Annotated in this window: 21 protein-coding genes; 14 read left to right on the forward strand and 7 right to left on the reverse strand. The window is 47.3% G+C overall.

Annotation, left to right across the window (positions count from 1 at the left end; genetic code table 11):
- Nucleotides 1–116: 116 nt before the first annotated feature.
- The 10 genes from L1278_RS08375 to L1278_RS08420 all read left to right on the forward strand — a co-directional run bounded on the left by L1278_RS08375 (nucleotide 117) and on the right by L1278_RS08420 (nucleotide 12,247).
- Nucleotides 117–1,268, forward strand: coding sequence for a glycosyltransferase family 4 protein (locus tag L1278_RS08375; protein ID WP_253402797.1), 1,152 nt, complete (start codon nucleotides 117–119; stop codon nucleotides 1,266–1,268).
- Between the two features lie 114 nt (nucleotides 1,269–1,382).
- Nucleotides 1,383–2,474, forward strand: a complete 1,092-nt coding sequence (locus L1278_RS08380; protein WP_253402799.1) for a glycosyltransferase — start codon at nucleotides 1,383–1,385, stop codon at nucleotides 2,472–2,474.
- On the forward strand, nucleotides 2,471–3,535 hold the full coding sequence (locus L1278_RS08385) for a glycosyltransferase family 4 protein (RefSeq protein WP_253402801.1): 1,065 nt from the start codon (nucleotides 2,471–2,473) through the stop codon (nucleotides 3,533–3,535). Before L1278_RS08380 ends, L1278_RS08385 begins: the two co-directional genes overlap by 4 nt.
- 30 nt (nucleotides 3,536–3,565) lie before the next feature.
- Nucleotides 3,566–4,762, forward strand: a complete 1,197-nt coding sequence (locus L1278_RS08390; protein ID WP_253402803.1) for a hypothetical protein — start codon at nucleotides 3,566–3,568, stop codon at nucleotides 4,760–4,762.
- A 60-nt stretch (nucleotides 4,763–4,822) separates the two neighbouring features.
- Complete coding sequence (locus L1278_RS08395) at nucleotides 4,823–5,989, forward strand: glycosyltransferase family 4 protein (protein WP_253402805.1); 1,167 nt, start codon at nucleotides 4,823–4,825, stop codon at nucleotides 5,987–5,989.
- 53 nt (nucleotides 5,990–6,042) lie between these two features.
- The gene (locus L1278_RS08400) at nucleotides 6,043–7,395 is read left to right on the forward strand and encodes a UDP-glucose/GDP-mannose dehydrogenase family protein (protein WP_253402807.1); all 1,353 of its coding nucleotides are present in this window, start codon (nucleotides 6,043–6,045) and stop codon (nucleotides 7,393–7,395) included.
- Between the two features lie 27 nt (nucleotides 7,396–7,422).
- Nucleotides 7,423–8,040, forward strand: a complete 618-nt coding sequence (locus L1278_RS08405; RefSeq protein WP_253402809.1) for a sugar transferase — start codon at nucleotides 7,423–7,425, stop codon at nucleotides 8,038–8,040.
- Nucleotides 8,041–8,208: 168 nt separating this feature from the next.
- On the forward strand, nucleotides 8,209–8,841 hold the full coding sequence (locus tag L1278_RS08410; protein WP_371927333.1) for an acetyltransferase: 633 nt from the start codon (nucleotides 8,209–8,211) through the stop codon (nucleotides 8,839–8,841).
- Complete coding sequence (locus L1278_RS08415; RefSeq protein WP_253402811.1) at nucleotides 8,838–9,971, forward strand: DegT/DnrJ/EryC1/StrS aminotransferase family protein; 1,134 nt, start codon at nucleotides 8,838–8,840, stop codon at nucleotides 9,969–9,971. Before L1278_RS08410 ends, L1278_RS08415 begins: the two co-directional genes overlap by 4 nt.
- 344 nt (nucleotides 9,972–10,315) lie before the next feature.
- Entirely contained in the window at nucleotides 10,316–12,247 is a 1,932-nt protein-coding gene (locus L1278_RS08420) for a nucleoside-diphosphate sugar epimerase/dehydratase (protein WP_253402813.1), read from the forward strand.
- A 107-nt stretch (nucleotides 12,248–12,354) separates the two neighbouring features.
- Here L1278_RS08420 and L1278_RS08425 read toward each other — a convergent pair whose 3' ends face one another.
- The 4 genes from L1278_RS08425 to L1278_RS08440 all read right to left on the reverse strand — a co-directional run bounded on the left by L1278_RS08425 (nucleotide 12,355) and on the right by L1278_RS08440 (nucleotide 16,285).
- Nucleotides 12,355–12,720: an endonuclease domain-containing protein gene (locus tag L1278_RS08425; RefSeq protein ID WP_253402815.1), complete on the reverse strand. Its 366-nt coding sequence runs from the start codon at nucleotides 12,718–12,720 to the stop codon at nucleotides 12,355–12,357.
- Between the two features lie 84 nt (nucleotides 12,721–12,804).
- Nucleotides 12,805–14,076: a fumarylacetoacetase gene (fahA, locus tag L1278_RS08430; protein WP_253402817.1), complete on the reverse strand. Its 1,272-nt coding sequence runs from the start codon at nucleotides 14,074–14,076 to the stop codon at nucleotides 12,805–12,807.
- Between the two features lie 833 nt (nucleotides 14,077–14,909).
- A complete protein-coding gene (locus tag L1278_RS08435; protein WP_188502076.1) occupies nucleotides 14,910–15,176 on the reverse strand; it encodes a NifU family protein in 267 nt (88 codons plus the stop codon).
- 5 nt (nucleotides 15,177–15,181) lie between these two features.
- Nucleotides 15,182–16,285, reverse strand: a complete 1,104-nt coding sequence (locus tag L1278_RS08440) for an Mrp/NBP35 family ATP-binding protein (RefSeq protein WP_253402819.1) — start codon at nucleotides 16,283–16,285, stop codon at nucleotides 15,182–15,184.
- A gap of 856 nt (nucleotides 16,286–17,141) precedes the next feature.
- Between L1278_RS08440 and dnaG the strand changes: the two genes are divergently transcribed.
- The gene (gene dnaG, locus L1278_RS08445; RefSeq protein ID WP_253402820.1) at nucleotides 17,142–19,070 is read left to right on the forward strand and encodes a DNA primase; all 1,929 of its coding nucleotides are present in this window, start codon (nucleotides 17,142–17,144) and stop codon (nucleotides 19,068–19,070) included.
- Nucleotides 19,071–19,072: 2 nt separating this feature from the next.
- Here dnaG and L1278_RS08450 read toward each other — a convergent pair whose 3' ends face one another.
- Nucleotides 19,073–20,008 (reverse strand): glycosyltransferase family 2 protein, encoded by a 936-nt coding sequence (locus tag L1278_RS08450; RefSeq protein ID WP_253402822.1) that lies wholly within the window; start codon nucleotides 20,006–20,008, stop codon nucleotides 19,073–19,075.
- Nucleotides 20,009–20,238: 230 nt separating this feature from the next.
- Between L1278_RS08450 and L1278_RS08455 the strand changes: the two genes are divergently transcribed.
- Both L1278_RS08455 and L1278_RS08460 read left to right on the forward strand, forming a co-directional pair.
- Nucleotides 20,239–21,480, forward strand: a complete 1,242-nt coding sequence (locus L1278_RS08455; protein WP_253402824.1) for a bifunctional 3,4-dihydroxy-2-butanone-4-phosphate synthase/GTP cyclohydrolase II — start codon at nucleotides 20,239–20,241, stop codon at nucleotides 21,478–21,480.
- Between the two features lie 237 nt (nucleotides 21,481–21,717).
- Nucleotides 21,718–22,365, forward strand: a complete 648-nt coding sequence (locus L1278_RS08460; protein WP_253402826.1) for a hypothetical protein — start codon at nucleotides 21,718–21,720, stop codon at nucleotides 22,363–22,365.
- An 11-nt stretch (nucleotides 22,366–22,376) separates the two neighbouring features.
- On the opposite strand, the gene L1278_RS08465 is transcribed toward L1278_RS08460, so the two are convergent.
- Nucleotides 22,377–23,147 carry an ABC transporter permease gene (locus L1278_RS08465; RefSeq protein ID WP_253402828.1) on the reverse strand — a complete coding sequence of 257 codons (771 nt, stop codon included), beginning with the start codon at nucleotides 23,145–23,147 and terminating at the stop codon, nucleotides 22,377–22,379.
- A gap of 6 nt (nucleotides 23,148–23,153) precedes the next feature.
- On the reverse strand, nucleotides 23,154–24,044 hold the full coding sequence (locus L1278_RS08470; RefSeq protein WP_253402830.1) for an ABC transporter ATP-binding protein: 891 nt from the start codon (nucleotides 24,042–24,044) through the stop codon (nucleotides 23,154–23,156).
- 368 nt (nucleotides 24,045–24,412) lie between these two features.
- On the opposite strand from L1278_RS08470, the gene L1278_RS08475 reads away from it, so the two are divergent.
- Nucleotides 24,413–25,000, forward strand: coding sequence for a DUF3267 domain-containing protein (locus L1278_RS08475; RefSeq protein WP_253402832.1), 588 nt, complete (start codon nucleotides 24,413–24,415; stop codon nucleotides 24,998–25,000).
- Nucleotides 25,001–25,089 lie beyond the last annotated feature (89 nt).

The raw sequence follows: 25,089 nt of genomic DNA on the forward strand, positions 1-25,089 counted from the left end.
AATAATGTTGAACTAGAGCAATATGGCTTGTAAATTAGCCTAGGTTATTAGTTAAGTAAGTTGAATATAATTTCAGTTTTTTAAGGAATTGAGATTTAAACAGTAAAATAGATACAATGAATATTGTTTATGTGGGTATTCCTAAAGCTGGAGGAGGTTATAGCCATTTTTGTCAACTAAAGAATAAGCTAACTCAATATAATTTTACACTTTTAAGTTTAGGCGAAAATAAAGTATCCTTTGATTATGAGGAAGAGGCATTTGTAAATATAGGACAAGGATTAAATTTAACGCATCACCAAAAAGAGTTAGCACATCTATTTATAGATTATCTTATTAAGAATAAAGTCAATATACTTATTCCCAATAATTCACCACTTGTTGTTTCGTGTCTGCCTTTTCTGCCATCAAATATCAATGTAGTTTACATAGTTAATAGTGATACACCACGAGTTTATCAGTATGTAGCTACGCATTCTGATTATATATCAAGAATTGTATGTATATCTCCTGTTCAAGTGAAAAAGCTTGGGAATAGGTATCCGAGGCTTAGCAGCAAGCTAATCTTGATTCCTCACGGATTAGATGTGCAAGATATAAATCCTATTTCTATAAGGGAAAAGAAGACACTACAAATTGGCTTTTTGGGTAGGCTGCATGATGGCCATAAAAAGGTTTTAATTATACCTAAGATATTGAAGAGATTTGGTGGTAGTTACAATTTGCACATAGTGGGTGATGGGCCTGATAAAACTGATTTGCTTAGATTATTAGATAAACATAATATTTCGTATACATACCATGGATTTATTAAAAATAAAGATTTAGCACCTATAATCAGTTTATGGGATATTATGCTATTCCCATCAGTTGTGGAAGGCTTTGGTCTTACGTTGATTGAGACAATGCAATATGGTGTGGTCCCTATTGCAAATAGATTAGAAGGAATTACTGATTACATTATTGAGAATGGCGAAAGCGGATATTTGGTTAGTAATAACGATGTTTCATCTTATTTAGATAAACTAAACAAACTAAATAACGATTCTGATTTAATGCTTAAAATGAAGCGGAAAGCTAAGTCAAGAGTCATAGAAAGGTTTGATATTAGTAAGGTTTGTAGTGATTATGAAATGGTATTTCGTGAAGCTATGTTATATCATAGACCGCCAACTGATAAAATTGCTGATTGGCAGCCATACAAGGAGTATAAGCCAAATATTATACAGAGAGTTATCAACAGTATGAAATTGTATTTCGGAAATTAAAGCAGTTTATAATCATTCATGTTATTTACCTTTATAGCTTATTGTTCTAAAATGTATTCGTGTATCGAAAACTAATTATTTTTACTTGTCTGGTTAATATTCAATTTAATAAACTTGTCTATTTTATTTTACTTTCCCGATTTACGTCCAGGAGGAGCTGAGCGAGTTATGTTACAGTTGCTTAATTTTTTTCACAATAGGGGGCTTTGCGTCTCTTTACTTCTTGGTAAAAAAGAAGGACAGCTTTTAAAACAACTGAATCCCCAAATCCCTGTCTATGAGTTAGGAACTGCCGGCGCCAAGGGCTCTGTATTCTCACTTATTAGATTCTGCAGAAAACATCAACCGGACATCCTATTTGCCACATTAGGGGCTTCAGTAGCGGCGGCACTTGCAAAGCCCTTTTTGCCACGTAAAACGAAACTTATTTCTCGTTTAGGAAATACAGTTGGGGCAGAAAGAAGCATAATCAAAGGTTCCATCAGAAGGATGATAGTGATGGAATTACTTAAGCTGATTGCTAAGAAGTCTGATATAATAATCTTTCAAAGCCAATATATGAAAAGGGACTTCTTAAAATTTATCAAAATAAATGAGTCCAAATGTCGCGTTATCTATAATCCAGTAAATATTCCTGAAGTTAATTCGAAAGCAACAGAGGAGGCAATCAATTCTGATCTTTTAGCAATAGGAAGATTGATGGAACAAAAAGACTATTTTACCCTAATCCAAAGTATCGCTCATTACAAACGTATTACTTCTGATTCTATTAATTTAAATATTATTGGAGAAGGTCCGTTAGAAAATGAGTTGAAGGAATTAGTCAAAAGTTTAGCATTAGAAAATGAAGTTCACTTCCTAGGTTTCCAGGCCAACCCTTATAGATATCTTTCTAAATCAAAATACCTTATTTCTTCTTCTCTCTATGAAGGATTCTCAAATGTGATTTTAGAATCTCTTGCTTTGGGCGTACCAGTAATTGCTACAGACTGTCCCAGCGGCAACAGGGAAGTCCTTGAAGAGAATGTAAATGGTTTCTTTACCGAAGTAGGAAATCCAGAAAAGATGGCTAATACTATTAAACTTGCTTTGGAAACTAGACCATCGTTTGTTTCAAGTAAGTTAGCTACTGATTTGAAAACAAAGTTTGATCTTCGATTCATTGGCGAGCAGTATGTACATGTTATAAATGAATTCCAGAATTGAGAGTTTTATTCTTTCCTAAATATACCCGTCTGGGTGCGAGTAGTAGATTGCGAACCTACCAGTATCTGCCCTATTTTAGGGAGCAAGGAATCGATGTTGAGTGCAGCCCCTTATTTGATGACTTATATTTGCAGCAGCTTTATCAAAAGAAAGCAATCAGTAAAGTAAGAATTATTCAAGCCTATATTTCAAGATTATTTAAACTCTTTGCATCAGCAAAATATGATCTTGTTGTTATAGAAAAAGAACTCTTTCCCTATTTTCCTGCGTTTGCAGAACAAGCTCTTGCATTGCTTAAAGTTAAATATATTGTTGACTATGACGATGCGATATTTCATAACTATGATCTGCATCCCAACAAGTGGATTCGGACTCTGCTGAAAAGAAAAATTGCTAAGGTAATGAATGGGGCATCGTTAGTGGTTGCAGGCAATAAATACTTAAAAGATTATGCTCAAAAGGCAGGAACCCGGAAGACTACTATTATTCCAACAGTGATCAATACGGATCATTATACGGCAAAGAATGCTAAAAATCAGGGAGAAGTTATTATCGGATGGATAGGTTCGCCCACTACCCTAAAATATGTTAAAAATATAGTGCCTGTTTTAAAGGACCTTAGAAGTAAGTATCCTCTTAGATTACATATCATTGGTGGTAAAGCAGGAGTAGGCTTTGATAACTATGAAGAAGTATTTGAATGGTCAGAAGAAGCAGAAGTAGAACTAATCAAGCACTTCGATATAGGTGTTATGCCCTTGAATGATGATGCTTGGGAAAAAGGAAAGTGTGGCTATAAGCTTATACAATACATGGGCTGTGGGCTGCCTGTAGTCGGCAGCCCTATAGGCGTAAATGATGAAATCATACAGGATGGAATAAATGGATACAAAGCCACAGACTTGATAAGTTGGAAGCAAGGACTCGAAAAGCTATTGGCTGATAAGAATTTGAGGGAGACTATGGGTAAAGAGGGCCGAGCTTTAGTGGAAGAGAATTATTCTTACAAAGTGGCCAAAGATAAATGGTTACAAAGCCTACTAGGAGTATATAATTTTTAAGTACACTTATATGTAAGCTTATTAAGTATAATGGGCATTTTTGATGTAATAATATTATTGCTAATACCCTATTTGGTAAAGGTAGCTATTCCCTATTTTTCCAAGATAGCTGGTGTCAAATATACAAAATGGTTGTACTATTTGTGGTATTATCATGTTTTTTTTGGTGTCATCTTTATTATTTATATTCAGGTATTTGGAGGTGATGCGCTTGGCTATTGGCGAATAAAAGAGGCTAGCCTTGATGAATACTTAGAGTTAGGGCAAGGAACCGCATTTATGCATGCATTTAATTATGTATTTGTAAATGTTTTACGTCTTTCATTCTTTACTGGATCAATGATCTATACTTTTATAGGTTTCCTTGGAGTGATGTTCTTTTATCTCTCTACCGCAAAACTGGTTAAAACCAATGTAAAGGTGTATGGATATAATGTTTTCCCTTGTATCTTTTTTCTCCCAAATCTACATTTCTGGTCATCTGGTGTAGGTAAAGATACATTGGTGTTTTTTTGTGTGGGGTTATTTCTTTTTAGCGTTATGAGCCCATTGCGCCGAAGTATAGGAATTGCCATCGCACTTATTTTGTCCTATAATATCCGCCCTCATATCACCATATTTCTTCTAGCATCTTTCGGGATAGGCTTTCTGTTTGATAATAAATTAAAACCGGTTCAAAAGATTTTCCTTTCATTATGTATGATAGCAGTCGCTGCAATCATATTTGATGATGTAATGCGTTTTTTGAAATTAGAAGATATGTCATCAGAAAGTGTGGAGCAGTTTTCTGATAAAAGAGTTTATAACCTTAGTAGGGGACATACAGGGTCTAGTGTGGATATTTCTTCATACCCCTTACCGCTCAAGGTTTTTACTTTTCTGTTCAGACCACTTTTCTTTGATATCCATAATGTAATGGGAGTTTTTGCTTCAATTGAAAACTTAATTATGCTAATCCTATTCACCAAAGTACTGAATATTAAAACTCTTGAACTTTTGAAACAGGCTCCTTACCAGATAAAAGGCTTGTTTTTCTTCTTTCTGATTGGAAGTATTGCTTTTTCTACTTCATTAGGCAACCTTGGCATAATGATGAGACAGAAGAATATGTTGGTGCCCGGTATGTTAATATTTATGTTTTGGGTTCTGAGTACTAGAAAAGAAGAGCTAATAGTCAGGTATAAAAGAATGAAATCGAAGATAATTCCTGTAGCAGGTATTACATAATTGGGCAAATGCTACCAACTTAGATTACTATCTTTGCTGCTCCAAACAATTATTACCTAAATGCCTCCAGTACTGATCCGTATGACTACGGTTCCCCTCTCTCTTCAAAAGCTGATCACGGCCCAGCTGCCTTATATGCGTTCCAAAGGCTTTGAACCAGTGATGGTATCTGCAGCTGGGCCGGAGTCCGAGGCGGTGGTGAGGGAGCAAGAGTCTCCACTGATTGAGATCGGGATGACCCGTAAGATCACACCTATGCAGGACCTAAGGGCATTGTGGCAATTCTATAAGCTCTGCAAAAAGCATAAGCCCGCTATTGTACATTCTCATACGCCCAAGGCCGGCATTATTGGTATGCTAGGGGCGAAGCTGGCAGGTGTGCCAGTGCGCCTGCACACGGTAGCTGGCCTGCCGCTGATGGAAACGCAGGGCAAAACCCGCCTGCTACTCGAAGCGGTAGAAAAGCTCACCTATGCCTGTGCCACCAAGGTATATCCGAACTCCACGGTACTTAAAGACTTTATCCTGAAGTGCAATTTCTGCGGTCCGGATAAAGTGAAAGTGATAGGCAATGGCAGTAGCAATGGCATCGATACCTCTTTTTTTAGCCGGGAGCAGTTAAATGAATCGAAACTGCAGGAATTGAAAGCCAGCTTAGGTATAGGACCTGATGATTTTGTGTTCATCTTCATCGGCCGACTGGTGAAAGACAAAGGGATACAGGAGCTGGTGCAGGCCTTTGTCAGGCTGCAGCAGCAACACCTACATGTGAAGCTGCTGCTCGTGGGGCCATTCGAGCAGGACCTGGACCCTATTTCAGATGAAACACTGCAGGAAATAAAACAGAACAGCAGGATACTGTCAGTAGGCTTCCAGAACGATGTACGCCCCTACCTGGCCATCAGCCAAGCGCTGGCCTTCCCGTCCTACCGCGAAGGCTTCCCGAATGTGCCCATGCAGGCGGGTTGCTTCGGACTTCCCGCTATAGTAACCGATATCAACGGCTGTAATGAGATTATACGTCATGGCGAGAACGGCCTGATCGTGCCGCCGAAGTTGACAGATGCTTTACAAGCAGCAATGGAGCGGTTTTTGACCGACAAAACGAGCTTTGCCCAAATGCAGGCGCAGGCGCGTCAGCTGATCGTGGAGCGCTATGAGCAGACCCATTTCTGGGAGCTTTTATTACAGGAATATCAAGCTTCTTTAAGCTTGGTTAATTCCTAAAACTTGAGTTTGTATTTTATACTAAGTTTGTACTTCATTAATAACATTTACCTATGAGAATAGCTGTAGTTGGCACCGGTTACGTGGGCCTGGTGACGGGCACCTGCTTTGCCGAGGTGGGCATTGACGTGACCTGCATCGACATCGACTCCAAGAAGATAGACAACCTCAAGCAGGGCATCTTGCCCATCTACGAGTCCGGCCTGGAGGAGATGGTATTGCGCAACTCCCAGAAGGAGCGCCTTTCTTTCTCCACTAACCTTGCTGAGAGTGTGCAGGGCTGCCAGGTGGCCTTCATCGCCGTGGGCACACCTCCGGGCGAAGACGGCTCAGCCGACCTGAAGTACGTGCTGGCCGTGGCCCGCGAGATCGGCCGCTCCATGACCGACTACCTGGTGGTGGTGACCAAGAGCACCGTACCGGTAGGCACAGCGGCCAAGGTGCGCCGCGCGATCCGCGAGGAGCTCGAGGCCCGCAGCGCCGACATCGCCTTCGACGTGGCCTCCAACCCCGAGTTTTTGAAGGAGGGCGCCGCCATCGACGACTTCCTCAAGCCCGACCGCATCGTGGTGGGCGTGGACTCCGAGCGCGCCGAGCAGGTAATGGCCAAGCTCTACAAGCCATTTCTGATGAACGGCCACCCCCTGATTTTCATGGACATCCCGTCGGCGGAGATGACCAAGTACGCGGCCAACGCCATGCTGGCCACCAAGATCTCGTTCATGAACGACATCGCCAACCTGTGCGAGATCATGGGCGCCGACGTGAACATGGTGCGCAAGGGCATCGGCTCGGACGCCCGCATCGGCAACAAGTTCATCTACCCGGGCATCGGCTACGGCGGAAGCTGCTTCCCCAAGGACGTGAAGGCCCTCATCAAGACGGCCTCCGAGAACGGCTACCAGATGGAGGTGCTCAAGTCCGTGGAGACGGTGAACGATCGTCAGAAGTCAGTGCTCTTCAATAAGGTAATGAACTACTATTCAGGTGACCTTTCAGGCAAGACCTTTGCCGTTTGGGGACTTTCTTTTAAACCCAAAACCGACGACATGCGCGAGGCGCCCTCGCTGGTGATCATCGAGAAGCTGCTCGAGCAGGGCGCCAAGGTAAAGGCCTACGACCCGGTGGCCATGAAGGAGGCCAAGCACTCGCTTGGTGATACGATCGAGTACGGCAAGGACGAGTACGAAACGCTCATCGACGCTGACGCGCTGCTGCTGGTGACCGAGTGGCCTGAGTTCCGCTCACCTAACTTTGCTGTAGTGAACAAGCTGATGAAGGAGAAGGTCGTGTTCGACGGAAGAAACATCTACGACGCCCGCGAGATGGAGGAGAAGGGCTTCACCTACTTCGGCATCGGCGTCAAGCAGGCCATGGTTCCACAACAAACAAAGGAGACGGTATAGGCCAAATTTATTCGTTAAAAGATTACAATGAAGGTATATAGCCGTTATTTTAAACGCCCAATCGATTTCGTCTTAAGCCTGAGCGCCTTTATTGTTCTTCTTCCAGTTTTTCTGGTAGTGAGCTCATTACTCGTAGTAGCTAACAATAGAAAGCCTTTCTTTTTGCAGCCTCGCCCCGGCAAAGATGGCCGTATCTTCCGGGTGATTAAATTCAAAACCATGAATGATAAGCGAGATAATCAAGGAAACCTCTTGCCTGATGCGGACAGACTTACCACAATTGGAGCTTTCGTGCGCAAGACCTCCCTCGATGAAATTCCTCAGTTGTTGAATGTGATAAAAGGAGAAATGTCGCTTATCGGCCCAAGACCTTTGCTGGTAGAGTACGTATCCCTCTACAATGAAGTGCAGCGCCGTCGTCATGAAGTGCGCCCAGGCATTACTGGCTGGGCACAGGTAAACGGCCGCAATGCCATCAGTTGGGAAGAGAAATTTCGCTACGATATATGGTATGTCGATAATATCTCTTTTTTGCTGGATGTGAAGATTATTTTCATGACCATTGGAAAAGTGTTTAAGTCAGAGGGGATAAGTGCAGAGGGGGTTGCTACGATGGAGCGGTTTAGGGGGACACCTCACCAGTAGAATCTTGTTTCAGGCCAGACCAGCCTTAAGCCCTAATGCCCTCAACTTAAGCCATGAACAGTCCAAACTGTCATCTCGACGATAGGAGAGATCTGGGTTATTTCAGAATATGATCACTATTTCAGATTTCTCATTACATTCGAAATGACAAACTGAGAATTCTTACCTTTGCAGCACATCATACCTGAACCAATCATGTACCTGTACGGCGCGAGCGGACATGCGAAAGTGATCATCGATATCCTGCGGGATATGGGTATACCTGTGTTGGGTGCTTTTGATAAAAATCCTGCTATAAAGGAAGTTGGAGGTATACCTGTATTGGGGGCTGAGGTGGAGCAGGATATGGAAAAGCCTGTAATCATCAGCATCGGTGATAATGCTATTCGCCGCCGAGTTGCTGAACAACTAAAGCTGGCCTTTGGCAATGCCATCCACCCCACAGCAATTATCTCACCTTCTGTTACCATTGCAGAAGGTACTGTCGTGATGCAGGGAGCCATTATACAGGCTGACGCTCAAATCGGGCGGCATGCGATCATCAACACAGGGGCCAGCATCGACCATGACTGTAAGATAGGCGACTTTGCCCATATCTCACCGGGAGCGGTGCTGAGCGGGAACGTGCAGGTAGGGGAGGGTACACACATTGGTGCTGGTGCTGTAGTGATTCCAAATCTGAAAATAGGGAAGTGGTGCAAAATAGGCGCGGGCGCAGTCGTAATACGCGATATACCTGATGGCGTGACTGCCGTAGGCAATCCGGCCCGAATTATAAAAGAACATCTGACAAACATATGAATCCAAAGATCTGGCTCTCTTCCCCGCACATGGGCACAAACGAGTTTAAGAATGTTAAAGAGGCTTTTGATACCAACTGGATCGCTCCACTAGGTCCGCATGTAGATGGCTTTGAGCGTGACCTGGCCGACTTCCTGAGGGAAGGTATGCATGTGGCGGCGCTGAGCTCCGGCACGGCGGCGCTGCACCTGGCGCTGATTATGCTAGGGGTGAAGGCGGGTGATGAAGTGATCTGCCAGAGCATGACCTTTTCGGCCTCAGCCAACCCGATCGCGTACCAGGGCGCCATCCCAGTGTTTGTGGACAGCGAGGACCGCACTTGGAACATGTCACCTGACCTGCTGGAACTGGCCATTCAGGATAGAATGCGCAAAGGCAAAAAGCCGAAGGCGATCATCGTGGTGCACCTGTATGGTATGCCAGCCGAAATGGATCGCATCATGGCCATAGCCGACCGCCACGAGATACCGGTGGTGGAGGATGCTGCTGAGGCGGTAGGCTCTTCTTTCAAAGGGCAGAAGCTAGGGACTTTCGGGGCCATGAGTATCCTCTCGTTCAACGGAAACAAGATCATCACAACATCAGGCGGTGGAGCGCTGGTTTCGAACAACGAAGCCTATATCAAGCAGGCTCGTTTCCTGGCGACACAGGCCCGCGATGCGGCTCCGCACTACCAGCATTCGCACATCGGGTATAACTATCGCATGAGCAACGTGTGCGCTGCCATCGGCCGTGGACAAATGGACGTGCTGCTGGAGCGTGTACAGCAACGTCGCGCCAACTATACCTTCTATCAGAAGACGCTGGCTGCTATACCTGCGATTCAGTTTGCAGAGGAGCCCAATGGGGAGTATTACTCCAACCGCTGGTTGAGCACAGTGCTGGTAGATGATAGCCAGGGGATAAGCCGTGAGGACATCCGCCTGGCACTGGAGAAGGAGAACATCGAATCGCGCCCACTCTGGAAGCCGATGCACCTGCAACCGGTATTTGCCAACGCGCCTTATTATGGCGACGGGACCAGCGATCGCTTGTTTGATCAGGGACTGTGCCTGCCTTCGGGGTCCAATATGACGGATGAGGAAAGGGAACGAGTAGTGGACTGCATCAAAGCCTGTTTCGCCCAATAGAAAAGATGAATTATAAATAAAATCCGGCTGTGCTTTAGCATAATATGCAAAGCACAGCCGGATTTTTACGTATAGGTAGTAACTATTTCAATTGAGAAACAACAAGTTAAAGACTGAGTTTTCAGTTTTTTTCTCTAATTTTGGACAGCATATGTATCTTTTAAATTGTGAAGGATATAATTATGCTGGTGAAGCTGCGTTAAGGTTTAGTTAAGGTATGAACTGTTAACTAAATTCTGATGTGACTGGGAACTTTTGACTGGACAAAACAGGTATTAATTTAAATTAAAACCCACTCCAGCCTTTTGCCGTAACCTAAGCTCTTCTCTACCCGAGACTACCGTATGAAAACATTTTTACAGAACAAAGCTTTACCAAAATGGATCATTCTGATCATCGATCAAGTTATTTCCACTTGGTCCTTCGCTTTGTCTTTCTTTATCATCCGCCAGTTTGACTTCGAAACAATTTTGCGCGGTCACTTCTTTGTGTATAGCGGTATATACCTGGCAATTTCTGTCATAGTATTTTACGCTATGCGTATCCATACCGGCCTGATCCGCTACTCCAGTACCGACGATATTTACCGTATCTTCACGGCCGTTTTGATGGCCAGCTTACTATATGGGGCCATTATAGGCTTTTGGGTTTCACCAGAGCTACATATTGACTCTGTGAACATCTACGTTGTGCTGCTGGTCAACTTCTTTATCAGTTCTTCGGTGCTGATCATGATGCGATTGGGAGCGAAGGCCCTGTTCTACTATATCAAGCGCGGTGCCAGCGGCGACAAGGAGTCAATTCTGATATACGGAGCCGATAGTTTTGCCATTCTAGTGAAACAAGCGCTGGAACTCAGCAATGCGGGTCGCCTGAATATTGTAGGTTTTGTCGATGACAACCCTAACAAGATCGACAAGCACATCCAGCAGAAGCGAGTGTTTCACATCAACGATATCGAGAAACTACAGCGGAAGCTGAAAATCGATAAATTGGTTATCCTGAGTGAAGACCTGAAATCGGATGCCCGCAAGAATGCGATCGAAACCTGTGTAGAGCTAGGTATAAAGGTAGTGACCGTGCCACCGACTGAGCAATGGATGTCAGGCCAGTTGCGCATGAACCAGATACAGGATCTGCGTATTGAAGATCTTCTGCAGCGTCCGCCGATAGTGATCGAGAACGACAAAATATCAGCTGATTTGGCTGGTAAGCGCATCCTGATCACAGGAGGCGCCGGTTCTATCGGTTCAGAGATCGTGCGTCAGGTGCTTACCTATAAACCAGAAATGGTCATCATTTGTGATCAGGCTGAGTCTCCTTTGCACGAGCTGCAATTGGAAATGGAAGAGCACTTTCCGGATGCTAACCTGAAGCTTTGTATTGCTGATATCCAGAATTTCAACCGCATGTATTCCCTATTCAAGGAATATAATCCGCAGATGGTATACCATGCTGCAGCCTATAAGCATGTGCCGATGATGGAATGCAATCCTTCTGAAGCAATCCTGACGAACGTAATGGGCACCAAAAACCTGGCAGATCTTTCGATGACCTTTGATGTAGAGAAGTTTGTGATGATCTCCACGGACAAGGCGGTGAACCCGACCAATATCATGGGTGCCTCAAAGCGTATCGCCGAGATCTATATTCAGTCGCTCAACAACATCAGTGCGCAGCCAAAACTGCAGGACAACGTGAAAGGTACCGCCCTGCAACAGACCCGTTTCATCACCACCCGCTTCGGCAATGTGCTGGGATCAAACGGTTCTGTTATCCCACGTTTCCGCTCCCAGATCGAGAAAGGCGGTCCGATCACAGTAACGCACCCGGATATCACCCGCTACTTCATGACCATACCGGAGGCAGTACAGTTGGTGCTTGAAGCCGGCACAATGGGCAAAGGCGGTGAGATCTTCATTTTCGATATGGGACAACCTGTGAAGATCGTGGACCTGGCTCGCAAGATGATCAAACTAGCCGGTCTGACCGCCAACGATATCGAGATCGTGTTTTCAGGCCTGCGTCCGGGTGAGAAGCTGTACGAGGAACTCCTGAACCAGGAAGAACTTACCATCTCGACCCACCACGAAAAGATCAAAGTGTCGAAAGTGCGTGAGTATACCTACAACAAGGTCCTCGCCAGCATCAACGAGCTCCTTAACCTCAACAAAGACGGTGATGAGCTGGATACTGTCAAGCAAATGAAAAAGATCGTTCCTGAGTTCAAAAGTAAAAACTCGAGGTTCGAGGAACTGGACTCGATGGTGCAGTAACACCTCCCACATAAAACGTCAAAGGCCCGGATTTACCGGGCCTTTGACGTTTAAGAATGCGTTCTACATTTATAGAAGTCCCCCTTTGAAGGGGGTAGGGGGATGACCTACTTTGCCAGTTTTTCTAAGCAGTCCTCAATTACCCGTTGAACATTGGGCAAATCTTTCAATACCTCTTCGTCAGTGAAACGAAGAACTTTGTATCCTAACTTTAGTAATTCTTGATCTCGTTTTTGGTCATCCTCAAATTTGAAATTGTGCGAGTATCCATCTACCTCAATTATTAGTTTTAGCTCCTTGTTCATAAAATCAGCTATATAATTGCTGATTGGTCGCTGTCTTAAGAAATTATATCCCGTCTTTCCTTTGCTCAGAACCTCACACCATAACCTAACTTCTGCTTTGGTTGAGTCAGTACGGAGGTCTTTAGCAAACTTTTTTAGCTTTTTATTGTAGTGACTGTTATCTGGCATCTTAATGTAATTATCTTCTGCAAATAAGTCATCCCCCTGCCCCCTTCAAAGGGGGACTTTTCCCAAAAAGCCGACGAGACCGGCTTACAACGCCGGCAACACCTTCGCTCTCACTTCTCCAAAACCAACTCTTATCCCATTCCTCTCAGCGGAACCGCGCATAATCACGGTATCGTAGTCGTTGATGAATTTGCGATCTGTGCCATCGGATAGTTGGATGGGCTGCGTGCCGCGCCAGGTGAGTTCAAGCATGGAGCCATAGGATGTTTTGTCAGGGCCGCTGATGGTGCCGGAGGCGTACATGTCGCCGACCTGTATGTTACAACCGTTGCTGCTCTGGTGGGCCAGTTGCTGGTTCATGTTCCAGTACATGTACCTGAAGTTAGACCGGCAGATGCTGTTCTCTTGTCCGTCCTCTGGTTTTAGGAGTACCTCCAGGTTGATGTCATAGTTATGTTCGCCGTGGAACTCCAGGTATGGCAATGGCTTCGGATTCTGCACAGGGCCTTTCACGCGGAAAGGCTCAAGGGCATCGAGTGTAACTACCCAAGGCGAAATGGAAGAGGCAAAGCTTTTGGCCAGGAAAGGCCCTAAAGGCACGTACTCCCAGGTCTGCATATCACGGGCAGACCAGTCGTTGAAGAGCACCAGACCAAAAATATAGTCATCCGCTTCATATGGGCTGATCATGTCGCCCAGTTTGGTTTCCCGTCCTGTGATAAAGGCTACTTCTAATTCAAAGTCGAGTAGGCGGGACGGACTGAAAGTCGGGGCATCGGCGTCGGGCGACTTGGTTTGGCCGTTCGGGCGGCGTATGTCGGTGCCTGATACGATGATAGAAGAAGCTCGGCCATGGTAGCCAATCGGGATGTGTTTCCAGTTTGGCAGTAGGGCATTTTTCGGATCGCGGAACATGGTGCCCACATTGGTGGCGTGCTCGATGCTGGAATAGAAGTCTGTGTAGTTACCCACTTTCACCGGCATCAGCATGCGAACGTCACTTCGCTTAATGAGGCATTCTTGCATCAGCCTGCTGTTGCCACTGATCTCGTCGTTGTCGTTGCGCAACAGCTCCGACACGCGGTTGCGAACGGCACGCCAGATTGGTTTGCCCAAAGCGATAAAGTCATTGAGGTATGGGCGGTGAAAAACCGTGGGGTCAATGTCGAGGAGTTCGAACAGGTTGTGCTGAGCGACCGCATAAAGATCCAGCACATAGTCACCGATGGCCACGCCAACACGCGGGTCTTTGGTGGCTGACACAAAAATGCCGAATGGAAGGTTTTGTATCGGGAAGTCGCTCTCAGGTGCTATTTCGATCCAGGAATGCAGGGAAGGGTCGTTCGCTTTTATCATAGTGCAAGAAAATCTGGGTTGTTAGACAAAGATAGAGATTTTGAAGGGTATGGGAAAGATGAAAGTTCTATGGGTAAATTGAATATACATAAATGTCTCTGGTTATCCCTTCCATTTAAGCGAAGCACTAGTCTGTGGTTTCACAATTTTACGCATGCCCTCGCTCGCGCCTCGCGCGCATGAGTCATTGGGCGGACTTCCCGAAAGTGTTCGGGATTTTCAACTGGCCGTTTTTCCCAATGTCCAAATGCTCTTCCCCAAACGCTCTTTCGGATATCCATGTCCGAAAAGCATCTGCTGGGGATGTCCACATCCCCGTGCAAAGGTATAGCAGGTATACGGGGATTGGGACATCCCCTACCGTTTGCTTTCGGATTGATAAATCCGAAAGAGTTTGTGAGGCTGTTTCCATGTGCTACTTTAGTTTTTAGGTATAGGGGACAAGGATGTCCCCAGCAGAAATACTTCCGGACATGGATATCCGGAAGAGCGCTGAGACAGACCACCTGTAGGGACAGGTCGCGACCTGTCCGAATCGTGCACCGGCAATCATGCATCCGAATACCTGCCCGAATCCTGTTCCTCTATACCTTTGTAAATCATGCACCGCTATACCCTGTCCAATCGTACATGAAAGTTCCCCTTCGAAGGGGCGGAGCAATGGTGCACAAGTGGCGGGACGCCACCGCATAGCTCTCGCTCGCGGGACGCGAGCGAGAGCTATGCGGTGGCTATACTTATACCTGACTAACCCAACAAAAAAGGCAGGTGCCGATTTCTCAGCACCTGCCTTAAGTCTATTGTCTTTTGTCAGAAATTCCTTTGTCAAATAACTACCCCAGCGGTATCACATTTACAGCCTCCACGGCTCTGATCTCGGGCACGGCCTTCAGCACAGATTGCTCCACACCGGCTTTGAGAGTCATGGTAGACATCGGGCATGTGCCACAGGCGCCGAGTAACTCCAGCTTAAGGGTCATATCATCGGTTACTTCGAGCACCTTCACGTTGCCGCCGTCAGCTTCCAGGTAGGGCCTGATCTGGTCGAGGGCACTCTCAATGCGAAGTAAAAAATCGTTGTCAACGTTAATGGTAGCCATTTGTCTTAGCTTTTAATTTCTACTGGTTGTGTTTTGGCCAAAGTCGCGTTGCGAACAGACACCTGCTGCGCAACAGCCTGGGCCAACTCTCTGAAAACACCGGAAGCTGGAGAATCGTTCTGCAAGGCCACCGGAGTTCCTTCGTCACCGCTCTCACGGATGCTTTGTACCAAAGGTACCTGGCCTAAAACCGGCACATCGAACTTCCTGGCCATGTTCTGACCGCCTTCCTGCCCAAAGATATAATACTTATTCTCAGGAAGTTCGGCAGGTGTAAAGTAAGCCATGTTCTCCACCACACCCAAAACCGGCACATTGATTTGCGGCTGGCGGAACATCTGCAGCCCTTTCTGGGCATCGGCGATGGCTACTTTCTGTGGAGTCGTCACGATCACAGCACCCGTTACCGGCAGTACCTGAACCATGGTCAGGTGAATGTCGGATGTTCCCGGAGGAAGGTCAAGCAGCAGGTAGTCCAATTCACCCCATTCTACATCGGTGATGAACTGCTTCAGGGCAGAACTCGCCATGGGGCCACGCCAGATCACAGCATGGTCAGGAGGCGTCAGGAAACCGATGGACATCAGTTTTACGCCAAATTTCTCTACCGGGATGATGTAGTTCTTGCCATGATCGCCCTGCACCATGCTCGGACGCTGGTCTTCCACACCAAACATGGTAGGTATAGACGGACCGAAAATATCGGCATCGATTAGGCCTACTTTAGCACCTGACTGTGCCAAGGCAATGGCCAGGTTGCTCGTAACCGTAGACTTGCCAACGCCGCCTTTACCAGAGGCCACAGCAATGATATTTTTCACACCGGTAAGTACTTCGCTGCTGCCTGCGCGACCAGAAGTCACACGGGAAGTCATGTTCACGGTTACCTCTGCCTCTTTGTCCACCATGGTATGAATGGCGCGGATACAGGCATTGCGGATGAGGTCTTTGAGTGGGCAGGCAGGTGTGGTAAGGATAACGGTGAAGCTTACGTTCTTGCCGTCTACCTGTACATCTTCTATCATGTTCAGGGTCACCAGGTCTTTGCCAAGATCCGGCTCCTCCACATAGCTGAGGGCTTTGAGTATATCTTCTTTCGTAATTGCCATAGTGTTAAAGCTTTTGTGAAGCCTTACAAAGATACAAACAAAAAAACTTTAAACATGATTTAGCAGGGTATAATAGGTATAGCGGGTTGGGCTATTGCATAAATGTTTTTTTCCTTGCTGAGGGAGTTAAAGTAAATAACTTGTAGCATGGGTGTTTACGTTCGAGTACACAGTTGCAGACCTCCTGCCTAGGTATAGGTATAAGTGTTTGTAGCTAATGCTGTTGCAGGTATAGCCACTGCTTTGTTTTATAGCTTCGCCTGTGCGGCGGGTACTCACTTTTTGTCTTGAAACAAAAAGTAAGCAAAAAGATCAAGACGCTCCAGACTCGCTGAACGCTCAAACAGTGGAGCGCCGCAAAGTGCACCTGGCTGATGCTTTCTGTTTCATAGCTTCCGGGGCAAGTTACTCTTGCTATACCTGCCAGTGTTGCGTGATGGTAACTACAGCGCTTATACCTGTAAAATGGCAGCTACAGACTCCCCTCCTTGGACAAGGAGGGGCAGGGGTGGTTGGACCCGGGACTGCAAAGAAACTGCCTCAGCTATACAGTTTATACTTGGAAATGGCATTAACAGGGCTTATACCTTTGTGATAGCATTAATGGAAAACTCCCCTCTCAAGAGGGGCAGGGATGTGTTCAATAAAGCAAGAATCTGAACTGAATCCATCTCCAAGCTATACCTATAGCCGGCAACTACTAAAAAGTCTCCCTCTCAAGCAGACAGTAAGAAGTCAATCGTGCAAAGAGCCCTTACCCGTGAAGTAATCGTGATTCCAGAAAAACCTACGCCAACCCTATAGCGATTCAACAACTTAAAACCTTATATTTGTAACCCCTCAAAACAGCATACCCATGTCCCTGATCCCGAAAGAAGTAGTTGACCAGATCCTTGCTCAAGCCGATATAGCGGAAGTGGTGGGGGATTTTGTGTCGCTCAAGAAAAAGGGACAGAACCTGTGGGCGAACTGCCCATTCCACCACGAGAAGTCGCCTTCTTTTTCGGTGTCGCCGGCGAAGGGTATTTACAAATGCTTTGGTTGTGGCAAGGCAGGCAACTCCGTGCAGTTTATCATGGACGTGGAGGGCACGAGCTTTCCGGAAGCACTGAAGTACCTGGCCAAGAAGTATGGCATCGAGGTGCCCGAAGACGAGCCCAACCCGGAGTATGCCCGGGAGCAAAGTGAGCGCGACAGCCTCTACATCGTCTCCGATTTTGCCAGCAAACACTACCAGCAACTGCTTCACAGCCATGAGGAAGGGGCGATTGGACAATCCTACCTGAAGGAGCGCGGACTCAGTAACAGCACGATCAAAAAGTTTGAGCTGGGGTATAGCCTCGATACCTGGTCCGACCTGACCGATGCGGCCCTGAAAGCGGGGTATAAGCAAAAGTACCTGGAGGCGACCGGGCTGACCATTGTGAAGGAAGACGGCAAAAAGTACGACCGCTTCCGGGGACGTGTCATGTTCCCGATCCATAATATCTCGGGGCGTGTGATCGGCTTTGGTGCCCGTACGCTCAAGAGCAACGACAAAAAAAGCCCGAAGTACCTCAACTCGCCCGAGTCGGAGATCTACCACAAGAGCAATGTGCTCTATGGCATGTACCAGGCCCGGCAGGCGATCCGCATGCAGGACAATTGCTACATGGTAGAGGGCTATCTCGATGTGCTTTCACTACACCAGGGAGGTATAGAAAACGTGGTAGCTTCGTCGGGTACCTCCCTCACCGAAGGGCAGATCAAGCTCATAGCCCGCTATACCCAGAACATCACGGTGCTCTACGATGGCGACGCGGCAGGTATAAAAGCTTCCCTAAGAGGTATAGACCTGATCCTGGAGAATGGGCTGAACGTCAACGTGGTGACTTTTCCGGCAGGCGAGGACCCGGATTCCTACATCCACAAGGTAGGCGACGAGAAGTTCAAAGCCTATGTGGCCGAGCACGCGCAGGACTTTATCTCGTTCAAGGCCAGTCTGTACGCCGAAGAGGCGAAGGGCAACCCGGTGAAGAAGGCGGAGGCGATACGAGAGATCGTGACCTCTATTTCCAAAATTCCAGACCCGATCAAGCGTTCGGTTTTTTTCCAGAGCTGTAGCCTTATCTTCGATATCGATGAGCAGCTGCTGATTTCGGAGTACAACAAGATGCACCTGCAGGAGCGCCAGCAAAAGCAGCAACGCTCGGGCAGTCCGGAGGATCTGGCGGAAGCAGAGGCCTATGAAGCCGAGCAGCAAGAGACGCAAAAGCCCGAAACGGAAGCCGATAGTCTCAAACGCTACGAGCGCGAAATTGTGCGGATGCTGCTCAACTATCCTGACAAGGTGCTGGTGGATGGGCAGAACACCTGCCAGTACATGCTCGAGCAGCTGGAGGATGTGGAGTTCCGCACGCCGCTATACGCACGCCTGATCGAAGTGGTAAAAGAGAAGCTGCAACAGGGCATTATACCTGCAGCAGATGATTTCATCAACTATCCGGACCAGGAAATACGAACCGAGGCAACCAACCTGCTGTCGGACCCCTACGAACTCTCGCAAAACTGGGAAACCCACCAGATTTACGTGCCGCATGAGTCGGATCTGCTGCCTTACGGTGCCGAGCGCGCCGTGCTGCGCCTAAAGTGGCGCAATGTGCAACTGCTCATGAAGGCCGAAATGGAGAAGCTCCGCCTGGTAACAGATCCCACCGAACAGGACCGCGTGCTGCAGATCATCTTCCAACTCAAATCCTTCGAGAAACAGATCGGCGACTTGCTAGGTATTGTGGTGAATAAGTAGGCTCAGATTGTCGTTTTACTACCAAAAATCAGGCGCTTTATTATACTGAGCAGTAATGTTGCTCTTAACTTTCTTTTTATATTTTTAGTTGGCCTGTAGAAAAAGGACTTGAATAATGAGTATATAAAAGGCTTGCCTAAGGGTTTTTTCATTAGAATATAGCCTTCAGCCTGAAGAAGGTAATGCTCAGCCAGGAAATTGATGTAATCCCGTTGCGAAATCTGCTTTACTCCAGATTTGTCCCGGCGAGCCATTGCATTTTGTGCAGCAACCAACTTTTCGTCCCTGGACTTATTAAAACCTTCAAAACCCCTGGAAGCCCCACGATGGCTTATTCGGAAATAATACAATGGTTTCTCTACAAAAATAGTATCCCCGACTTCTTCCAGTTTATATATAATGTCTTTATCGTCAGATACTTTGAAGAAAAGATCATACCCGGGTGTCAGATCATAATGTCGCCGCTTGTATGTAAGCAGGTGCCCTATTTTCTCTTCCAAAATATCTGAATAAACCACCTGTGCGCTTTCTGGAGCTATTTCTAATGGATTGAGGAGGTGGTCACAGTTGTAATGCTGGGTATAGACAATGCTGGCCTCAGGGTATAGCTGATGAATAGGAACAATTTCTTCCAATGCATTAGGGGCGAGTTGGTCATCGTGATCCAATATCACAATAATTTCCCCGGAGCTATTCCGTACTCCCATCCCTTTTGCATGGCTCACTCCTCCGTTTTTTGGTAAGGGAATAAGCTTATATCTGGCTTTGAATGCACTTGATATAACGAATTGCTGCAGTACTTCCAGCGTGTTATCCGTGGAGCTGTCCTCAACCAGTACGACTTCCCAGTTGTCGTATGTCTGCCGCTCTACAGACTGCAATGTGCCGATGATAAGGTCTGGGTTATTATAACAGGCAATGACAACTGAACACTTCATACCATGAGTTGAAAAAGATTATGCCAGCGCTGCTGCAGCGTAAAAATAGATAATGTTTCTTTAAGAGAAGTGTATTTTCTAACTTTGCTCCCTAGAATGAGCGAATAGATGCTGGAGTTTTGTCACTATTACCTCAATTGAACAATGTACTGGTTTTTGTAGTTCTGTTAGGAGAGCTGCAAATTTGAGGTAACAACCAGTAAATGAGCTCGCTGGACTTAAATAAACACATGGAAACTAATTCACTAGAGCCTATCAAGCTCGATTCAATAGAAGACGCGATCGAGGACATCCGCCAGGGTAAGATTATTATTGTGGTGGACGACGATGACCGCGAAAACGAGGGCGACTTTATCTGCGCGGCAGAGAAGGTAACCCCGGAAATCATCAACTTTATGGCAACGCACGGTCGCGGCCTGATCTGTGCGCCGCTTACTGAAGAGCGATGCGATGAACTGGGGCTGGAACTGATGGTGGGTCGCAACACGGCCCTGCACGCCACACCGTTCACGGTATCAGTTGACCTGATCGGGCACGGTTGTACGACCGGTATCTCGGCCTCTGACCGCGCCAAAACCATTCAGGCACTGGTGGACCCGAATACAGACCCACACTCACTGGGCAAACCAGGCCATATTTTCCCACTCAAAGCAAAGAAAGAAGGCGTGCTCCGTCGTGCAGGCCATACGGAGGCTGCCGTTGACCTGGCCCGCCTGGCAGGACTTGCACCGGCTGGCGTGCTGATCGAGATCATGAACGAGGACGGGACAATGGCCCGTTTGCCAGACCTGGTGAAAGTGGCGGAGCGTTTCAACCTGAAACTGATTTCGATCAAAGACCTGGTAGCGTATCGCCTGAAGAAAGAAAGCCTTATTGACCGTGAAATAGCGGTAGAATTGCCAACCGATTTCGGAAACTTTGACCTGTATGCCTTCACACAGCGCAGCAACGGTGCCAAGCACCTGGCCCTGGTAAAAGGAAGCTGGAATGAAGATGAGCCTGTGCTGGTGCGTGTGCACTCTTCGTGCGTGACGGGTGATATTTTCGGCTCGTGCCGTTGCGATTGCGGTCCACAGCTGCATGAGGCCATGCGCATGGTAGAGCGCGAGGGCAAAGGCGTGATCGTATACATGAACCAGGAAGGACGCGGCATTGGCCTGATCAACAAACTGAAAGCCTACAAACTGCAGGAGCAGGGCCGCGACACCGTGGAAGCCAACCTGGAACTGGGCTTCGGTATGGACGAACGCGACTACGGTGTGGGCGCTCAGATCCTGCGCGATCTTGGTGTGAAGAAGATGCGCCTGATCACAAACAACCCGAAAAAGCGCGTTGGTTTAATTGGCTACGGGCTGGAGGTAGTGGAAAATGTGCCGATAGAAATCGCGCCAAACCCACACAACCAGAGCTACCTGACTACAAAGCGTGACAAGCTAGGTCACGAGATCCTGAAAAATACCGTTGTGCGCTAAGCAGCCTTCGTTAAAACAGAACACCAAGCCCGTGCCATTAGGTACGGGCTTTTTTTTGCACCGGACTTCCTGTAGCCTTTAAATATAATTTAGTGAATGGCCTATCCCGTATCCGGTTTATTACGTTTAGAATTGTATGTAAACTTTTGTATAACAATAGGTTAGGTGGTATGTGTTGAGGTTTGTTATTTGCATTATTTAATGTTTAGGTAGATGAGAGGACTGGGGACTAAATATTTGTTTTTCACGTTATTTGTAACTTTTGCCTGTGGTAGCATACAGGGCTGGGCACAGGGTCAGTTGGGGTTCGATACAGAGCATTGGCTTTATGGAAAAGTTGTACTGGTTAACGGCGATAGCTTGCAGGGGGCTGTGATCTATCACCCTGCTGAGGATGTCGTGCAAATAGCATCAGAAGATGGTGCCATCAGTTCTTTCTCGGCCGTCAATGTCAGTTATTTTATGATAAGTGGCGTGTATAATGGCAAGCCACAGACCTTTCGGTCCCTGCCCTGGAACAGGGGGAGTCTGGAAAGCGATTTCAGGGTGCCGGTATTCTTTGAGCAGATCAACCAAGGGGAGTTCGTACTGATGAAACGATATGTGGGGGTGACCGGCACAGAAGCAGATAAGCAGTATGCGACAGCTTCTTTACAAACGAGTTACTTTCCCCATTTCGCCACAGAAGGCAATAAATTTCAGGAGGTGCTGTACATGCTCTTGCCCGACGGTGAGATTGTGCAGTTACGCAAGCCCAGAAAAGACCTGCTCAAACTATGCGGCGTTCACACAGGAAAAGTGAAGCAGTATGCCAAGTCCAAAAAGCTCGACTACAGTAATTCCAAGGACCTGCTCAGTATTGTAGATTATTATAATACGCTTTAAAGCCAGGGCCCTTATAGGTCGCGGAGGCGCACCAGCAGGATGGAGGCCAGCACGAGCAACGCGATATAGAACAAGGCGGGCAGTACTGCCCATGCCGGGCTAAGCGCCAATGTGGGGCTGGTGAGACCATCAATAATTTCCTGCCCCGGAGTAGGCGTGAGGCTACCAAAAACTTTCATGGGCATAAAGCGGTCGATGCTGTCATCGATTTGGTAATGTATGATCGGCTCCACGATCTTGGACCAGGCCAGGAAAGCGATAATGGCCAGTCCGCTTTTGCGTATCAAAAAAGCGAAGAACATAGCCAAACACATATACCCGACAGCCTGCACAAAGAAGTAGGAGAGGTAATCGATTTTGCCGAATATGGCGCCTATGCTGGTGTCCTTGCTGTAAATCAACCCGAAAAGCAGGCCCATGATCAACAAAAAGATAGTCCCGGTTGCGGCCAGGCCCAGCGTCACGTAAAATTTTGCCAGCACCGCCTCGGTGCGGGAGCGCCCGTCTATGACTTGCTGCCGAAGCGTGCGGTAGCTGTACTCGTCTGTGATCAGCACAATGACCAGTATACCTAGCAGGAGGTTAAAAAAATAGGCGATATAAGAGAAGCGCATCCACAGGTTAGGGAAGTCATAGAGCGACTTGCCCAGCGACTGCCCGCTAACCATGAAGCTACTGCTGAAATAGATCAGCAGCACTTGCAGCAGCACGTAGGTGGCCATGATCACCCAGAAAGTAGGGTATTGGAGTATCTTTCTGAGCTCGGTTTTAATCAGGTTCATGCGGACTTATTTTTGGGTGATTTCAAGAAACTGTGCTTCGAGGCTTTTGCGGCGCACCAGCAGTTGCGAAAGCACGATGCCCTGGGCAAACATATCGCGGTTGAGGTCAGTACTAGTGTAGCCTTCGGAGAGCGTAAGGCTGATGGTATTCTTATCCTGGGCAAACCGCACCACGTAAGGCAAGCGCTCCAATAGTTGCAGCACAGGTGCCAACTCTTCGGCACTGATCAACAGCTGGTCCTGCGCAGAGAGAATGTCGCCCACTGGTCCGTTGGCTTTAAGCTTGCCTGACTGCAGCACCGCTACGTGTGTGCATACCTTCTCGACCTCGTCGAGCAAGTGGCTGGCCAGCAGGATGGTCTTGCCCTGCGCGGCGATCCGGGTGATAAGGTCGCGCACCTCGGCTATACCTTGTGGGTCGAGGCCGTTGGTGGGTTCATCGAGCACCAGCACTTCCGGGTCATTGAGCATCGCGGCGGCCAGAGCCAGGCGTTGTTTCATACCCAGCGAGAAGCCTTTGAAGGTTGTGTGGCTCCGTGTACCGAGGCCTACCATGTCGAGCATTTTGTTGATGTGCCGATGGTCTGCTTGCTTGGTGTCGGCCACTACCTGTAGGTTTGCTTTGGCAGTCAGGTAGGGGTAGAAATTTGGAGTCTCGAGCAGCGCACCCACTCGCTGTTTGGTTTCATTGCTGATAGAACGCCCAAACCACAGATAACTGCCACCGCTTGGCCGGATCACGTCGAGCACCATACCCAAAGTCGTGGTCTTGCCGCTGCCATTCGGACCTAGCAACCCATAGATGCTGCCCGCTTCCACCTGGAGCGTCAGTCGGTCGACGGCCTGCAGGCTTCCGAATTTTTTTGAGAGTTCGTCAAGGTATAGGACTGTTTCCATAGCGGGGAGTCGTTTAGGCAAATATAGCCTTTTTCTGATACTGATATGAAAAGCAACCCGCTAAGGTATAGGAAATGTGTCGATCGGCCAGGTGTGGACAATCCCAAACAACCGGATATGGTTGGAATAAAGTGAATCAGGAAGGCATACCTATCAGGTGTGGTTATGCTGAAACGTAGTGCTTCTGGCTCTCTGCACAAGCCGAACGAGGTAGCCCAATTCCAGCATGGCAGCATTTCGATGGTCTTGACTACAAACGGCAGGGTGGTCGTTCGTGTGATTTTTGTAATAAAACCCAAAGGGCTAAATGGATGAAAACCAACGTGATTTTTTGTCTATTTTTACTGCTTATAAGTGACGATTAGCGCATGGAAGCAGAAAAATACAGCAAAACAGAACTGAGTATGACCGCTGCAGAGGCCAATGTGCGGGCGCTCGTTTTCATCGTGCCGATTTTGGTCATCTATGGGGCGGCCTACTGGCTCATCTGGCCCGAACAGTTCGCTGTACAGCATCTGCGACAACTGGTGCAAACACAGCGGGATTTGATGATGATCTCGCCCATGATCATGCTGCTGGTTTTTGTGCTTGGGGCAGTGGTGCACGAGTTACTGCACGGGCTTACCTGGGCGGTCTTTTGCAAAAATGGGCTCAAGTCGATCAAATACGGCGTGCACTGGAAAGTGCTGACGCCTTACTGCCACTGCAAAGAAGTGCTGCCGCTCAGGCACTACGCGATAGGCGGGATGATGCCAGGCCTGGTGATGGGACTTTTGCCGGCACTCGCAGGTATAGCCATGGGTCATTTTCTGCTCTTCCTGTTCGGTTTGTTCTTCAGCATAGCCGCTGCCGGCGATTTGTTGATCCTCTGGATGCTGCGCCACCAGCACAGCTCCGACCTCGTGCAGGACCATCCGGATAAGATCGGGTGCTATGTGTTGAGTACGAAGGTATAGCCGTAATAATTCCTGACCTGTCTATTCTCGGAAAAGCCTTGTCTATCCTCTTATACCTATACCTATACCTATACCTATACCTATACCTG

It is taken from the genome of Pontibacter sp. HSC-36F09, from assembly GCF_024171605.1.
Lineage (GTDB): Bacteria > Bacteroidota > Bacteroidia > Cytophagales > Hymenobacteraceae > Pontibacter.